General features: G+C 63.9%; 14 protein-coding genes. 9 read left to right on the forward strand and 5 right to left on the reverse strand.

Annotated features, from left to right (window positions below; all coding sequences use genetic code 11):
- Positions 1-235: 235 nt before the first annotated feature.
- From G7047_RS03795 to argE, 5 genes are read left to right on the forward strand one after another with little or no spacing between them, the layout of a single operon-like run.
- Positions 236-1,747 carry an efflux transporter outer membrane subunit gene (locus tag G7047_RS03795; protein ID WP_166300942.1) on the forward strand — a complete coding sequence of 504 codons (1,512 nt, stop codon included), beginning with the start codon at positions 236-238 and terminating at the stop codon, positions 1,745-1,747.
- Positions 1,744-3,135 (forward strand): efflux RND transporter periplasmic adaptor subunit, encoded by a 1,392-nt coding sequence (locus G7047_RS03800; protein ID WP_166300946.1) that lies wholly within the window; start codon positions 1,744-1,746, stop codon positions 3,133-3,135. The genes G7047_RS03795 and G7047_RS03800 overlap by 4 nt, the downstream gene beginning before the upstream one ends.
- Complete coding sequence (locus G7047_RS03805) at positions 3,132-3,869, forward strand: ABC transporter ATP-binding protein (RefSeq protein WP_166300950.1); 738 nt, start codon at positions 3,132-3,134, stop codon at positions 3,867-3,869. The genes G7047_RS03800 and G7047_RS03805 overlap by 4 nt, the downstream gene beginning before the upstream one ends.
- The gene (locus G7047_RS03810) at positions 3,869-5,071 is read left to right on the forward strand and encodes an ABC transporter permease (protein ID WP_166300953.1); all 1,203 of its coding nucleotides are present in this window, start codon (positions 3,869-3,871) and stop codon (positions 5,069-5,071) included. Before G7047_RS03805 ends, G7047_RS03810 begins: the two co-directional genes overlap by 1 nt.
- 42 nt (positions 5,072-5,113) lie before the next feature.
- Positions 5,114-6,268, forward strand: a complete 1,155-nt coding sequence (gene argE, locus G7047_RS03815; RefSeq protein ID WP_166300956.1) for an acetylornithine deacetylase — start codon at positions 5,114-5,116, stop codon at positions 6,266-6,268.
- 80 nt (positions 6,269-6,348) lie between these two features.
- On the opposite strand, the gene G7047_RS03820 is transcribed toward argE, so the two are convergent.
- The gene (locus tag G7047_RS03820) at positions 6,349-6,735 is read right to left on the reverse strand and encodes an Hsp20/alpha crystallin family protein (RefSeq protein WP_166311862.1); all 387 of its coding nucleotides are present in this window, start codon (positions 6,733-6,735) and stop codon (positions 6,349-6,351) included.
- 134 nt (positions 6,736-6,869) lie between these two features.
- Between G7047_RS03820 and G7047_RS03825 the strand changes: the two genes are divergently transcribed.
- Genes G7047_RS03825 through G7047_RS03835 form a run of 3 tightly spaced genes read left to right on the forward strand, consistent with a single transcriptional unit; the run spans position 6,870 to position 9,534 of the window.
- Entirely contained in the window at positions 6,870-7,691 is an 822-nt protein-coding gene (locus G7047_RS03825; protein WP_166300959.1) for a DUF2242 domain-containing protein, read from the forward strand.
- A 6-nt stretch (positions 7,692-7,697) separates the two neighbouring features.
- Positions 7,698-8,981 carry a branched-chain amino acid ABC transporter substrate-binding protein gene (locus tag G7047_RS03830; RefSeq protein WP_166300962.1) on the forward strand — a complete coding sequence of 428 codons (1,284 nt, stop codon included), beginning with the start codon at positions 7,698-7,700 and terminating at the stop codon, positions 8,979-8,981.
- Positions 8,982-9,018: 37 nt separating this feature from the next.
- Positions 9,019-9,534 carry a hypothetical protein gene (locus G7047_RS03835; protein WP_166300965.1) on the forward strand — a complete coding sequence of 172 codons (516 nt, stop codon included), beginning with the start codon at positions 9,019-9,021 and terminating at the stop codon, positions 9,532-9,534.
- Between the two features lie 6 nt (positions 9,535-9,540).
- Here G7047_RS03835 and G7047_RS03840 read toward each other — a convergent pair whose 3' ends face one another.
- The 4 genes from G7047_RS03840 to G7047_RS03855 are packed head-to-tail and all read right to left on the reverse strand — an operon-like array spanning position 9,541 to position 14,723.
- Positions 9,541-10,656, reverse strand: coding sequence for a lytic transglycosylase domain-containing protein (locus G7047_RS03840; RefSeq protein ID WP_240939362.1), 1,116 nt, complete (start codon positions 10,654-10,656; stop codon positions 9,541-9,543).
- Positions 10,653-12,767 (reverse strand): DUF3488 and transglutaminase-like domain-containing protein, encoded by a 2,115-nt coding sequence (locus G7047_RS03845; RefSeq protein ID WP_166299483.1) that lies wholly within the window; start codon positions 12,765-12,767, stop codon positions 10,653-10,655. Before G7047_RS03845 ends, G7047_RS03840 begins: the two co-directional genes overlap by 4 nt.
- A complete protein-coding gene (locus tag G7047_RS03850; RefSeq protein ID WP_166300968.1) occupies positions 12,761-13,798 on the reverse strand; it encodes a DUF58 domain-containing protein in 1,038 nt (345 codons plus the stop codon). The genes G7047_RS03845 and G7047_RS03850 overlap by 7 nt, the downstream gene beginning before the upstream one ends.
- A gap of 4 nt (positions 13,799-13,802) precedes the next feature.
- Positions 13,803-14,723 carry a MoxR family ATPase gene (locus tag G7047_RS03855; protein WP_166300971.1) on the reverse strand — a complete coding sequence of 307 codons (921 nt, stop codon included), beginning with the start codon at positions 14,721-14,723 and terminating at the stop codon, positions 13,803-13,805.
- A 37-nt stretch (positions 14,724-14,760) separates the two neighbouring features.
- On the opposite strand from G7047_RS03855, the gene G7047_RS03860 reads away from it, so the two are divergent.
- Positions 14,761-15,720, forward strand: a complete 960-nt coding sequence (locus tag G7047_RS03860; RefSeq protein ID WP_166300975.1) for a histone deacetylase family protein — start codon at positions 14,761-14,763, stop codon at positions 15,718-15,720.
- The last annotated feature ends 52 nt before the right edge of the window (positions 15,721-15,772 follow it).

The raw sequence follows: 15,772 nt of genomic DNA on the forward strand, positions 1-15,772 counted from the left end.
TCGGATGACAGCCCGTGTAAGTCAGTGGACGTCTTCGCGATTTCCTTGATCGTTTACAGAGGCTTCACACGCCCGAAGTGGGGGCGATAAAAGGCGCGGCGACAATAGACATGAAGTTACAAATCAGGGGCGCTCCTGTGAGCGCTCCCGCAGCCCGGAGGGAGTCCTGCTTGCCGGATCAACAGCGCACCAGTGAGAGATCAGTGCGCAGCGGCGAGGCGGTCGAAAGTCAATCATGTTCCACATCTTTTCTCCATCCACTTTTTCACGGCGGGTGTTGCCGCCAACGGGAGCCACGCATCTCGCGCGCCTGAGCGTGCTGGGTCTGGCTGTGCTGATCGCTGGCTGCTCGACACTGTCTGTTGACCGCAGCCTGCCCGGTGAGAGCGCGCAGGTCGCCGTGCCGCAGGGCTGGTCCGGGCATGGCGCATCGCAGACGGCGGGGGCAGATGAGCAACTGGCGCGTTGGTGGCAGCAGCTCGGCGATGCGCAGTTGACGTCATTGATCGAACAGGCGCTTGCGGCCAATCCCGGTTTGCGCAGTGCGCAGCAGGCGGTCGTTCAGGCACGGGCGCAGGCAGAGCAAACGCGTGCGGGCCTGCTGCCGAGCGTAGGCGCATCGGCTTCGGCCCAGCGTTCACGGCAGGGCAACAACCGCAGCGCGAACTATCTGAGCACGGGGCTCGATGCGAGCTGGGAGATCGATCTGTTTGGCAAGCTGCAGGCAGGCGTCGCGGCGAGCGAGGCGGATCTTGCGGCGACCCGCGCGGCGCTCGAAGGCGCGCGCGTGTCGCTCTCGGCCGAGGTGGCTCTGGCCTATGTCGATCTGCGCGGCGCGCAGCAGCGCCTTGTGATCGCCGAGAACAATCTCAATAGCCAGCGCGAAACGTTGCAGATCACCGAATGGCGGCGGCAGGCGGGGCTGACGACCTCGCTCGTCGTCGAGCAATCGCGCACCCAGGTGCAGCAGACGGCGGCGCAATTGCCCGCGCTTGAAAGCTCCATCGCGCAGAGCCGTCACAGCCTCGCCGTGCTGACAGGAAAGACGCCCGAGGCGCTCGATCAGCAACTCGCGGCGATACAACACATGCCACAGGCACCGCAGCAACTGACTCTGCGCTTTCCCGTCGACACGCTGCGGCAGCGGCCCGATGTGTGGCAGGCGGGCGAACAGGTTCGCGCGGCCCTCGCACGGGTCGATCAGGCGCAGGCAGCGCGCTATCCGCGTCTTCAATTGAGCGGCTCAATGGGGCTTGGAGCTGCGACCTTGGGCGCTTTAAGCGGTGGCTCCGCGGTGGCTGCGTCGATTCTGGGCGGGCTGTCGGTGCCGGTGTTCGACGGCGGCGCGCTGCGTGCTCAGGTCGAGGCGCAGATCGCCGCGCTGGAGCAGTCGCGCAGCAGCTATCAAACTGCCGTGCTCACGGCGCTCAAGGAGGTGGAAGACGCGCTCGCCACCGTCAAGGGCGACGGCGCCAAACTGGCGGAACTGCGCATCGCGGCCGAGTCGGCTGCGAACGCCAATCTGCTCGCGCAGCAGCAGTACGGCAGCGGGCTGGTGGATTTCCAGACCGTGCTGGAGACCCAGCGCAGCCTGCTCTCGGCGCAGGATGGCGTGGTGAGCACCGAGGCCAGCCTGTTGCAGGACCATGTGCGCCTGTACAAGGCGCTGGGGGGCGGCTGGTCGCCTGAAAGTTCCCGTACTGATACGAACACCGATTCACAGATTTCTCAGGCAGGTAAGCCATGACCGAGCAGCAACCGAACCAGAATCAGAACCCATCATCCACCTCCGCAGAACAGGCCAAGCGTGATCTTCTGGGAACCAGCGCATCGCGCAAATGGTGGCAACGCACGACGGTCTGGCTCGGCGTGGCCGCGCTCGTGGTGGCGGCAGGCGGAGGCTATGCGTGGAGCAAAAACAGCGCTGCCAAGGCCGCGCCGCAGTTTGTGAGTCAGCCAGCGTCCAAGGGTGACATCACGCTCACCGTGATGGCCAATGGCACGCTGCAGCCCACGCGCTCGGTGACCATCGGCAGTGAGCTTTCCGGCACGGTGGTGCGCGTGCTGGTCGATGTGAACGACCATGTGAAAAAGGGCCAGGTGCTGGTCGAGCTCGATCCGACCAAGCTGCGCTCGCAAGTGGAGCGTTCGCGCGCGTCGCTCGCTTCCGCGCAGGCCAAGCTAGCCGAGTCCAACGCCACCGTCGCCGAAGCGCAGGCCAGCCTCAAGCGGCTGCAGGAGGTGCATCGCATTTCCGGCGGAAAAGTGCCCGCAGCCAGTGAGATGGACACCGGCAAGGCGACGCTGGATCGCGCGATTGCCTCGCAGAATTCGGCCTCCGCCTCGGTGCGTGACGCCAAGGCCGCGCTCTCATCCGACGAGACCAATCTGTCCAAGGCGTCCGTCGTGTCGCCGATCGATGGAGTGGTGCTGACACGTGCGGTCGAGCCCGGCAATGCCGTGGCCGCGTCGCTGCAGGCCGTGACGCTTTTCACGCTGGCCGAAGACTTGTCGCAGTTGCGGCTCGATGTGAATGTGGACGAGGCCGATGTCGGCAGCGTCAAGCAGGACCAGACGGCGAGCTTCACCGTGAGCGCCTATCCGGGCCGCAGCTTCCCCGCCAAGGTGGCGCGCGTGGCCTTCGGATCGACAACCACCGACAACGTGGTGACCTACACCACGCGCTTGAACGTGAACAACGAGGACCGCACGCTGCGCCCCGGCATGACAGCATCGGCCACCATCGTCTCCACGCAGCGTAAGGGCGTGCTGCTGGTGCCGAACGCGGCGCTGCGCTTCATGCCCTCGGGCGCGGCTGCGGCCGCGGGAGCACCGGCATCGGCTTCGGGCCCCGCTGGCGCGGGCAGTGACAAGGCCAAGGGCGGTAGCGGCGGTGGCATCATGGGGCAGCTCATGCCGCGCCCACCGCGCATGGGCGGATCGGGCAAGGGCGGCGACGAGCCCGCCTTGCCCGCTGGTGAGCGCCGCATCTGGGTTGACGAGGGAGGCACGGCGCGTCCGGTGCTGGTGCACACCGGCATCTCCGATGGCCGCAGTACCGAGGTCACCAGCGATCAACTGCAGCCGGGCATGCGCGTGATCACCGATCAGCGCGTGGCGGGAGCCAAGGGATGACGACGCACGCCACACCGTTGATCGAGCTGCGCGACGTGACCAAGACCTACGGCATGGGCGCGCTCGCGTTTCAGGCGCTCAAGGGCGTGAACCTGCAGATCGCACAGGGAGACTTCGTGGCCATCATGGGGCCGAGCGGATCGGGCAAGTCGACGGCGATGAACACCATCGGCTGTCTGGATCGGCCCACCACCGGCGAGTATCTGTTCAAGGGCGCGCATGTCGAGAACCTCACGCGTGACGAGCGTGCGCTCTTGCGTCGCCAGTACCTTGGCTTCGTCTTTCAGGGCTTTCATCTGTTGCCGCGCACATCGGCGCAGGAGAACGTCGAGCTGCCCTTGCTGTATCGCGGCGAGGCACCTGCAGCGCGCCACACAGCAGCGAAAAAAGCATTGGCTGCGGTGGGCCTCACAGGTTGGGAGCACCATGGTCCGTCCGAGCTGTCGGGCGGCCAGCAGCAGCGCGTGGCGATTGCGCGCGCCATCGTCACCGAGCCGCTGGTGCTGCTCGCCGATGAACCCACCGGCAACCTCGACACGCAGCGCAGTTGCGAAATCATGGAGCTGCTCTGGCAGCTCAATGTGGAGCACGGCATCACCGTGATCATGGTGACGCACGAGCCCGACATGGCGGCTTACGCGCGGCGCATCGTGCGCTTCAAGGACGGCATGATGGACAGCGATGTGCCCAACGAGCCGTTCATGCTGCGGGCCAACCGGGCGGAGGCGCACTGATGCTGTTCAACACCATCTGGCTGGCGCTGCGCTCCATCCGCCGCAATCTGCTGCGCTCGTTCCTCACGGTGCTCGGCATCGTGATTGGGGTGAGCGCGGTGATCACCATGGTCACGCTCGGCAACGGCGCGACGCGCGCGGTGCAGGATCAGATTTCGGGCCTCGGCACCAATTTGCTGCAGGTGCGCCCCGGCCAGCGCATGGGGCCGGGTTCGGCCACCGCGCCCTCGTTCAAGGACACGGATGCCGACATCATCGGGCAACAGATCGGTGGCATTCTGGCGGTAGCGCCCGAGGCACGCTCTGCCGCCACGCTGGTCGCTGGCGGCCGCAACTGGTCGAGCAGCGTGATTGGCAGCACCAATGCCTGGCTCATCACCGGCAACTGGTCGCTGGTGCAGGGCAGGGAGTTCACCGCCGATGAAATGAAGGCCGGTTCGGCGGTCTGCGTCATTGGCGAGACGGTGCGCCGCGAGCTCTTCGGCAAGGATGACGTGCTTGGTGAACGCCTGCGCGTGAAGGCGTTTTCGTGCGAAGTGGTCGGCGTGCTCGGCTCCAAGGGGCAGGGCGCTTTCGGCAACGACCAGGACGACATGGTGCTGATTCCGCTGAAGACCATGCAGCGCCGCCTGACCGGCAACACACGGGTGAATACGCTGCTGATTTCGATGCAGGACGAGAGCGATCCCGAGCGCGTGAAAGCGAGCCTCAACAGCCTGCTGCGCGAGCAGCGCAAACTCGCCAAAGGCGACGAGAACAACTTCAACATTCTCGACACCAAGCAGCTCGCTGACACGCTCTCGGGCACCACCAAGGTGCTGACCATGCTGCTGGGCGCAGTCGCGGCAGTGAGCCTGCTGGTGGGCGGCATCGGCATCATGAACATCATGCTGGTGAGCGTGACCGAGCGCACGCGCGAGATCGGTTTGCGACTGGCGATTGGTGCGCTTGAACGCGACGTACTGCTGCAGTTCCTTATCGAGGCCGTGGTGCTCGCGGCCATTGGCGGCCTGATCGGCATTGTCCTTGCGACGCTGGCATCGCTCGGTCTCTCGCAGCTCATGCAGGTGCCCTACCTGTTCAGCCCGGGGGTGAACCTGCTGAGCTTCGTGTTCTCTGCGGCGATTGGTGTGGTGTTCGGCTACTTTCCTGCGCGACGTGCGGCGCGGCTTGATCCGATTGACGCGCTGCGCCACGAATGAAATCCAGTCATCGGCGGGGCGTACACTTTGTCGATGATCTGGATGAACACACGTGAATGGCTGGAGAAACTGGTGTCCTTCGACACCACCAGCCGCAACTCCAACCTGCAACTCATTGAATTCGTGCGCGATGCGTTGGTGACCCAAGGCGCACGCGTTGAACTGATGCACTCGCCCGCAGGCGACAAGGCCAATCTGTTCGCGACGCTGCCCGCAGCCGATGGCGCAACGGAGGGCGGCATCGTGCTCTCGGGCCATACCGATGTGGTGCCCGTGGACGGCCAGCAATGGGATAGCCAGCCCTTCGCGCTGACCGAGCGCGATGGCCGCCTCTACGGACGCGGAAGTTGCGACATGAAGGGCTTCATCGCCGCAGGGCTCGCGCTAGTGCCCGAATTCATGGCGATGCCTCGCACCAAGCCACTGCATTTCGCACTGTCATACGACGAAGAAGTGGGCTGCGTGGGCGCGCCGGTGATGCTCAAAGAGCTCCAACTGCGCGGCGCGAAATTCGACGGCTGCGTGGTGGGAGAGCCCACGAGCATGCAGGTCGTCGTGGCCAACAAGGGCATCAACGTACATCGCTGTCGCGTGCACGGCCGGGCAGCGCATTCATCGCTCACGCCGAACGGCACGAACGCCATCGAATACGCCGCCCGCCTGATCTGCCGCATTCGCGACATCGCCGATCACTTCAAGGAACACGGTCCCTACGACGAGTTCTTCGACGTGCCGTTCACGACAATGACGACCAACCAGATTCAGGGCGGAATTGCGATCAACACCATCCCCGATCTCTGCGAATTCGTCTACGAATTCCGCAACTTGCCCGGTATGTCGGCCGAACGCATCCAAAGCGAAGTCGATGCCTACGTGCAGACGGAACTGCTGCCCCGCATGCGCAAGGAATTCGCCGACGCCCGCATCGACATAGAAATCGGCGCCAACGCCCCGGCCTTCGACGCATCCGAAGATGCCGCCATCACCCAACTCGTGCGCGCACTCACCGCAGACCAGCACAAACGCAAGGTGGCCTACGCCACCGAAGCTGGGCTGTTCCTCAACATGGGCATCCCCACGGTAGTGTGCGGCCCGGGCTCGATAGAGCAAGCGCACAAACCGAACGAGTATGTAGATATCGAACAGCTCGAATCATGCGAGCGTTTCTTGCGAAAGATAGGGCAATCGCTGGTCTAAAAAAGAAAAAGAAAAAGGCGGTCCGAAAACCGCCTTTCCCTTGCTATATGAATTGTCTCGATGAATGAAGAAAGAACGCCTCAGTTGATCGTGAGCTGCACACTCTTGTCGACAGGCGCAAGCTTGGAAAGCGTCAGCGTCAAAACCCCATTTTCGAGTTTTGCAGTGCTGGCAGCGGTGTCGATCTCATCCGCCAGCTCCCAGCTGCTGCGAACACTGCGCGGTGCGCCTTCAATGCTGGTCAGGTGCACTTGCTTGCCCTCGATGCGGATCTGCAGCTGTTCGCGGGTCAAGCCCGGAACGTCGAGTTGCAGCGTGACAGCACCATTGTCATCCTTGCTCACATGGACATTCTTGTCGGGTGCGGCAGTCTGCAATGTGCTGCGCAGAAAGCGCTGCACAGCCTCGTCGGAAACGCGAGGGATACCAAATGCTGCATGACGGCCGATAACGGGTGCGAAAATCATCTCTAGACTCCTGTGGGATTCAGAACATTTTTTGAACATGTCGCGCGCTTGTTGAGAAAATGGGAGAGAAGTCAGGCATTTCAAGAGCCATGTCTGCCAAATTTTTTAGATCGCCTCGTGCGACCCAGTTTTGTATGCTTCAACCACGTTACTCTTTCTGGCTGGCTGCCAGCGTTGCAGTCAGCTCCGTCCTGTTGGTCGGATGTTCCTCGCTGCCCACTTCCATGCCCGGTCTTGATCGCCAGGCCGCTCCTTTCAGTCCGGCTGATTTTGACAACACCAGCATGTACACCCGGCATGTCAACGCGTCACAAACCAAGACCTGCGAGGCCGCGCGTCGTGCGTTGCTCAGTCAGGGCTATCTGGTGAACACGGCTACCGACGAGCTGGTGTCCGGGCGCAAATATTTCCAGCCGAACAATGAGATTCACTACCAGGTCGAGATGCGCGTCGTATGCGCCCCCGAAGGCAAGAGCGACGAGAAGACCGCCGCCTATGCCAGTGCGCTGCAGGATCGCTATGTGATCAAGAAGATCAACAACTCCGCATCGCTCGGCGTGGGCGCGATTGGCTCCTTGTCGCTGCCGGTAAGCGCCACAGAGGACACACTGGTCAAGGTGGGCAGCGAGACCGTGGCCGACCCGCGCTTCTATGAGCTGTTCTTCCAGTTGTTCGACCGCTACGTGCCGGTGGCGTCTAAGAGCGCGCCATCGCCGAACTCCGAATCGCAGGCCCGTGCCATCATGGATCTGCAATCGGACGCCGGAGTCCAATCCTACAAGCCGACAAGGACGCAGACACCTGCTTCACCGGTGACGGTGGAAGTCGTGCCCATCGCCACTCCGGTGACCGCACCCGTGACGGTGCAGAAGGCACAGCCCATTCAGGAGGCACCCTTGCCCGAGCTTGTCGCTCCAGAACAACCAGCGGCAGAAGCACCTGCCAAGGCGGATTGATCCCCTATGAACACGTCCCGTCGTTCGGCCTTGAAGGCCGGTACTCTCGCACTCGGTGCAGGCATCGCTTCGCTTTCGATATCGACGTCCGCTCGGGCGGCTGGTGGTGTGGGTGCCACGCCGCTCAAGCTGGCGATGGTGGAAAGCCTGTCCGGCCCGTTCGCCAACACGGGCGAGGCGGTGCTGCGCAACATCGCATGGGCCATCGAGCGCGTGAATGCGCGCAGCGGCGCTCGCCTGCAACTGCAGCGCTACGACAGCAAAGGCCAGAACGAAGAAGCGCTCGCGGCACTGCGTGCAGCCATCGACGACGGTGCGCGCGTGATCCTACAGGGCAACTCGTCGGCCACGGCGTCAGTGCTGATCGACGCGATCAACAAGCACAACGAGCGTGAGCCCGACAAGCGCGTGCTGTTCCTCAACTATTCGGCGGTAGAGCCTTCGCTCACCAACGAGAAATGCAGCTTTTGGCATTTCCGTTTCGACGCCCATGCCAACATGCGCATCGCCGCGCTGATGGATGTGATCCGCGAGGACAAGGCGCTCAAGGGCGTCTACCTGATCGGTCAGGACTACAGCTTCGGTCAGGCCGTGCTGCGCGAGGCGCGCGAGCAGCTCGCGTCGCAACGCCCGGACGTGAAGGTGCTCGCGCAGGAGCTGCACCCGATGGGCCGCGTGAAGGACTTCGCACCCTATGCCGTGAAGATCAAGGCGAGTGGCGCGCAGGCTGTCATCACCGGCAACTGGGGCAACGACTTGACGCTGCTCGTGAAGGCCGCGCGTGACGTGGGCTTCGAGGGCATGTTCTACACCTTCTACGGCAACGCGCTCGGCGCACCCGCGGCACTCGGCGATGCGGGCGTGGGCAAGGTCATCGCGGTGGCCGACTGGCTGCCCAATGTGCAAACCGCGGAAAGCGAGGCCTTCTACAAGGCCTTTCGCACGCGCTTTCCCAAGCCTCAGGACGACTACGTCCACATGCGTATGCAGCTCATGATCGAGTCGCTTGCCCAAGCCATTGAGCGCGCGCAGACCACGAGCGATGTGGTTGCCATCGCGCGCCAGCTTGAGAACGCGGATGTGACGCTCTATGGCCGCCGTGGTCGCATGCGCGCGGCGGATCACCAGTTCCAGCAGAACCTCGTCGTTGGCATGATGGAAAAAATGGGCTCGCTCGGCGTGAAGTTCGACGTGGAAGGTTCGGGTTACGGCTTTCGCGTGATCCGCGAAATTCCTGCCGAAAAGGCCGAGCAGCCCACGACCTGCAAGATGGTGCGGCCCGCCGCTTGACGAGGCACGTGGGTCGATGAACGACAAGGAGTGATCTATGCGTTCTTCGAGTCAGCAATGGATGGCACTGAGCGGTTTGCTCTTCGCGGTCGCGGTGCATGCGCAGACTGCGGGTGAGCTTGAGCTGCGCAATCGTTTCGATGACCCGTTCTTTCAGATCTCGAACGATCTTGCCGATTGTCCCGAGCCGTTGGGGCCACGCATCACGGCGACCGAGCTGCGCGCTCAGGAACATCACCGCGTCGAGCGCGGCACGAGCTGCTGGCTTGCCGGGCAATGCAGCCGACACAACTCCTACCTCTACGATCAGGACATTGCGAAGGCCTTCAAATCGGCCTGGACACAACGTTCCCCGGTGTCGCAGACGACATTGTGGATGACGGTCCAGGCGCGCGTGGTGTATCTGGAAGGCTGCATCTCAGCGCCCGAACAGGCCCGCGTGCTGGAACAGTTCGCTCAAGGGATTCAGGACGTGCAACTGGGCGTGGCGGCGGTGTTTCAACCGGCGAGCGGGACTCCGCCCTACAAGCTTTGGCCTTCAGCGCGTCGCTGAAGGACTTCACTGGGCTGGCAGTTTGGTTTCCATCGCCGCAGCCTGCACCGCTGTGCCGAGTTTCGTTACCGCCATCGCGTAATAGCGCGACGGGTTGTAGCGCGTGAGGGCGCGCAGGTTGCCTGTGGCTGCAATCCAAGTGGAAGGGCGCTCGCGGTTTTCCAGCTCGACCAGTGCTAGCGGCGTGTCGGGTGAAAGACGCTGTGCGCAGTCGCTTTGCAGATGGATGTCATGTTCTTCGAGCGCTGTCATGGTGTGCATGGGCTGAAGGCCGCCAGTGGCAAGTGACGACGATGGCGTCGTCGCGAGATCGGTAGCGCAGTACACGGGTTGGCCCGCAGACCAGCCATGCGCCTTCAGATAGTTCGCGACCGAGCCAATCGCATCGCTTGCGCTCCACAGGTCGATGGCCCCGTCGTGGTCAAAGTCCACGCCATATTGCGCCCAACTGGATGGCATGAATTGGGGCAGCCCCATGTCACCCGCATAGCTGCCGCGTGGCTCGCGCGGATCGGTGCCTTGCGCATGCATGAGCTGCAGGAATTGCTCGAGTTCGGCAATGAAATACGCGCGGCGTTCGGCCGCGCGCGGGTGGGCTTCGGGGAACTCGACGGCCAGCGTGACCAGCGCGTCGAGCACGCGGATGCGGCCAGTCTGCTGGCCCCAGAGGGTCTCCATGCCGAGGACGCCCGCGATGATGCTGGCGGGCACGCCGTATTCGGCCTCGGCACGCTCCAGCGCTGTGGCGTTTTCCTGCCAGAAGCGCACTCCGGTGCGGATGCGGATCGGCTCAACGAAGCGGGCGCGGTAGGCCTGCCAGTTCTTTCTGGCATGTGCGCGAGGGGCGGGCAGCACCAGTTGCTTGATCGGCTCGACGGCACGCGCCGCGCCGACGGCTTGGCGAGTCCATTGCGGATCGAGCGAGGCATGTTCGGCGATGCGCTCCGCCAGCTCCATCGCGCGCGGGTCACGAGCGAAATAGCGCGGCGCTGAAGGCTTTGCGCGTGGCGTGGCGGGCGCTACAAGCCAGTCGGGCATGCGGGCCACGATGACGGTGCCCAGCGCCGCCATGCCTGCCAGCGCTAGCACGGCGGTGGCGATGGCGACCGGCAGTGCTCTCATGCGCGGGTGGGTCGTGCGGGCGTGCTCGTCGCAGTGGAGGAACCCGGCCAGGACAGTCCGCGCAAATCGCGTTGCAGTTGCGAGAGCGCGGCTTCGGGCTTCTCTGCGTAGCGGGCCTGATCCACGCGCAGCAACCATTGTGCGACAGGCTCAAGCGAGGCATCTGCACGCTCGGTGCGAATGCGCCGCGCCATGCTGCGGGGCGGCAGGTGGACCGGCAGGTCGATGCCGAGTTTGACGAGCCTTTGCCGAGCTATCTGGAGCATACGTTGCCACGGGTCCTGATGGTTCTTTTCCCACAGCGACCAAGCCACGCCGATCAGCGCGGACAGCCCGGCGATGAGGCCGAGCAGGCGCGCCAGATCCTGCCATGAGGGAGTCTCGAAGCCGAGCGAGCGCAGCAGATTGAGCTGACGCTCCTGCGTGTAGTTCAGCACCCACTGATTCCAGCGGTTGTTCACCGCTTCCCAGGCTGCACGCATCTGTGTGAGCATGGTGGGGCTGATGACGGTGTCCATCGCGTCGCCGAATATGCCGCGTGGTGTCTGCAGACGGCGGTATTCACCCACACGCGACGGCATCACGGCCCCGGTGGGATCGACGCGCATCCAGCCGCGACTCTCGATCCACACTTCCGTCCACGCATGGGCGTCGGCTTGGCGCACGGTCCAGTAGCCGTCGTAGCCGTTGACTTCTCCGCCCTGGTATCCAGACACCATGCGCGCGGGGATGTCGAGGCCGCGCATCAATACCACGAAGGCCGAGGCGATGTGCTCGCAGAAGCCCATCTTGCTGTCGAACCAGAATTCATCGGCACTGTGCGTGCCGGTCAGTCCTGGCTCGAGCGTGTAGGTGTAGCCGCCGGTGCGCAAGCGTTGCAGCGCGGCGTTTACATAGGCCATGTTGCCCTTGCCCTGCAGTGTGGGGTCGGCGCGCATCTGCTGGGCGAGCTCCAGCGTGCGTGGGTTGAAGCCGTGGGGCAGTTGCACGAAGGGTTTGAGCTCCTTGGTGCGCTCGGTCGGCCCGCTGCTGAAGTCGATATGGCTCTCTGCGGTGTAACGCAGCACGTTCACGATGGGGCGGTTCGCGATCCACTGCAGCGACGGCGTCATCCGTGCGCGCATCTCTGCGGGCAGCACCGGGGGGGTGTCCGCCGCGTCGAGCAGCAGCAGCCAGCTGCGGCGATTGGCCTCCATGGTCACTTCGTATTTGATCGACTCGCCGCGCACGGTGAGCTGTGTGGGGGACGCTCCACCGCCGTTGTTGGCGCGCGCTTCGTAGGTGCTGCCTGCAAACCATTCCTGTCCGTTGAAGTACGACAACACCGGACCACGGAAATACAGATGGCGTTGATCGGGTGGGCGGCCGCCCGGCGTGTCGAACTTGATGCGCATGGCCACGCTCTCGTCGAGCACCAGTGAGGCCATGCTGCCGATCTTCATCTCGTCCGAGAGGCCGCTGCGGCCTCTGGGGTCTTCTCCCGGCATACCCCACAGCGGTGCCATGCGCGGAAACAGCATAAACAGCACCAGCATGATGGGCGCGCCGAGCAGGGACATCCAGGCCGCCGTGCGCATGCTCTGCGCAAGCGGCGGTTTGCCAACGGGCATGTTGGAGTTGATGAGCGCGGTGAGCAAGCCCAGCAGGCCGAGCAGCATCACCATGGCCACCAGCAGCGACTGCGAGAAGAAGAAGTTGGCGAGCAGCGTGAAGAAGCCGAGAAAGAAGATCACCATCGCGTCGCGCCGCGCGCGCAGCTCAAGCGTCTTGAGCACCAGCAGCATGATGATCAGCGTGACCCCTGCATCGCGTCCGACGATGGTTTTGTGCGAGACGATGGTCAGCACCAGCGCGATCAGCAGCAGGCCACCCTTGATCCAGCGGTTGGGCAGCGGGCGCTGGGTCCATGCGAGCCAGGCGCGCCACAGCAGCAGCGCGTAGGCGAACGGCATGGTCCAGACCGGCACATGCGGCGTGAGCGGCGAGATCACCCAGCCGACCACGAGCAGCAGCCACAGCGTGTCGCGGGTTTCGCGTGGAAGCGAGCTCAGGCGCTGGACCAGCGTGGTCGTTGCGGATGAATGGGAGCGAGTGGACGGAATGTTCAGCACAGCGCCAGAGCCTCCAGGCAGCGGTGACGGTGCGCGGCACCGGTATCGGGGCTGATCTCGCGGCCGGGCAGTCGCAGGCCGTATTCGATGCCAAGGCGGTCCGCCTGCAGCACCCATGCGGTCAGGCGCGAGATGCGGGCCTCGGGCGCTTGCAGTCCGGTTGCGGCCATGTCGAGCCACAGTTCCTGTTGCTGCGATTGTTGGGCGTCGCGGCTCACGAGTTCATCTGATCCGGCGGCGAAGGACTTGGCGGCCTTCTTCCAAACCACGAGCTTGAGTGGGTCGCCGCGCTGGTAGGCGCGCACCCCATCGAACTCGCCGATGCCGCGCGTGGGTGCATTGCCCGCGCCATTTGAACGGGCCTCGCCGGGTGGCAGCTGCGGGGCGGGCTTTTCGGGCTCGGGGTAGATCAGCACCTGCGCGGCCGGGCGCCAGATCGTCCAGACGCGGAAGGTGCCGAGCGGATAACGGGTCTCGGCCTTGAGTGTGGGCACGTCGTGCAGGCCGCGCCGTGCGGGCTTGAAGGCGATCTGCACCGCAGCGGTGCCTGCGCCCGGCACATCGGCCCAGACCCAGTTGGTGCTGCCGTAGACCGTCATGCCGATGGCGTGGCGGGGCTGCTTGCGCGAGCTGTTCAGCTGGATCTCCAGCGTGCAGCCGGTGCCCAGAAATTGCGGTGCCGGATCGAGCAGATGCATCTGCAGCCCGCGCAGTGTGGAGTGGCAGACGTAAATGCTCACCGCCACGCAGCCCACCAGCAAAAATGTCAGCAGGTAGCCAAGATTGAGCTGAAAGTTGATCGAGCCGATCAGCAGCAGCAGCAAGGTGAGCGCCAGCATCCAGCCCGCGCCGGTCGGCAGGATGTAGACATTGCGCTGGGTGAGGGGCTGCGTGTTGGTGCGTGGTAGGCGGCTGTTCCACCATTGCTGCCAGCGCCTTCGAATCATGGCGAGCAGGCCGTGCCCGGTTGGTGCACCCGGTTGCGGCTGCGGCACCAGCGGGCTGGCTGAAGCGGGGCTGAAGGACTTCATGCGTTCAAGGCAGCGGCGTGGCTTCGATCATCGCGCGCACCTGCTCGACCGCGCCGCGCCCCGCATCACCCACGGGAATCAGCCGGTGCGCCACGGTCTGCGGCAGGATGGCCTGCACGTCGTCGGGTGCCACATAGTCGCGTCCGCTGATCAGCGCCTGCGCCTTGGCCGCGCGCATCAGCGCGATGCCTGCGCGTGGCGACAGTCCTTGCAGGAACCAGCGGCCCGAGCGGGTGGCGGTGATCAGGTCCTGCACATAGTTGAGTAGCGCGTCGGAGGTGTGTACTTTGAGCACTTCCTGCTGCAACTGCTCGAACTCGTCGAGCGAGAGTTGTGGCTGCAGTTGGTCGAGCATGTCGCGGCGGTCCGATCCGGCCAGCAGCATGCGCTCGGCATTGCGGTCGGGGTAGCCGAGCGAGATGCGCATCAGAAAGCGGTCGAGCTGCGACTCTGGTAGCGCGAAGGTGCCAAGCTGATCGTGCGGGTTCTGTGTGGCGATCACGAAGAACGGATGGGGCAGGGGGCGCGTCTCGCCTTCCACCGACACCTGGCGCTCTTCCATGGCCTCGAGCAGTGCGCTCTGCGTCTTGGGGCTGGCGCGGTTGATTTCGTCAGCCAGCAGCACCTGCGCGAACACCGGGCCGGGGTGGAAGATGAAGGCTTCCTTGCCGCGCTCGTAGATCGACACGCCCGTCAGGTCGCTGGGCATCAAGTCGGCAGTGAACTGCACGCGCGAGAAGCGCAGGCCGAAGGTGCTGGCCAGCGCGTGCGCTAGCGTAGTCTTGCCGACGCCGGGTACGTCTTCGATCAACAAATGCCCACCTGCCAGCAGGCATGCAACGCAGTCCTGAACCTGAGATTCCTTGCCGACGATCACCGTGTTAAGCTGATCCAGAAGTGATTTGATCTTGTGCTGTGCGTGCATGGCCTGACGTTATTCGAAAATTACAAGAGACATCTCAATGACTGTGAGCAAGACGGGATTTTTTACCCATCGCGACTGCTGGAAGCATGAAATGGGCCCAGGTCACCCGGAGTGTCCCGCGCGCCTTGATGCCATCGAAGACCGCCTGCTGGTCACCGGCGTGGCCGATGCGCTTGAGCGATATGAGGCTCCTCTGGCGTCCCTCTCCGACATAGAGCTTGCGCATGATCGCATGTATGTCGCCTCGGTGCGCGGAATGTCGGACCGGGTGGTGGAGGAACAACTCGCCGGAGGCCCGTCCCACCAGCAGATCGACACCGACACCTCCATGAATGCCCACACGTGGAATGCCGCTTTGCGCTCCGCCGGGGCGGCCATCGCGGCGACCGATGCGGTGATGTCGGGCGAGATCGAGAACGCCTTTTGCAGCGTGCGCCCGCCGGGTCACCACGCCACGCGCGACAAGGCCATGGGCTTCTGCTTCTTCAACAACGTGGCGATCGCCGCCAAGTACGTGCTTGACCGCTACCACTTGAAGCGTGTGGCCGTGGTCGATTTTGACGTGCACCACGGCAACGGCACCGAAGATATTCTCGCGGGCGACGACCGCACGCTCATGGTCAGCATCTACCAGCACCCGTTCTATCCCTACAGCGGCGACCAAAGTCCGGCCGCCAATATGGTCAACGTGCCGGTGCCCGCCTATACCAAGGGCATGGACATCCGCGAGATCGTCGAGATGATGTGGATTCCGCGCCTCGAAGCCTTCAAGCCCGAGATGATCTTCGTGAGCGCTGGTTTCGATGCCCACCGCGAGGACGACATGGGCCAGCTCGGCATGACCGAGCAGGACTACACCTGGATCACCCAGCGCATTAAGGACGTGGCACGGCGCTTCTCGAACAACCGGATCGTCTCCTGCCTTGAGGGCGGCTACATGATGGGGCCGCTCTCGCGCAGCGTAGAGGCGCATATCCGGGTGCTGGCCGATCTCTGAACCTGATCTCCTCCGTGCCAGTCTGATTGTGTCAAGATTCGGATTTCGCCTC

The sequence above is a fragment of the Diaphorobacter sp. HDW4A genome (assembly GCF_011305995.1).
Taxonomy (GTDB): Bacteria; Pseudomonadota; Gammaproteobacteria; order Burkholderiales; family Burkholderiaceae_C; genus Diaphorobacter_A.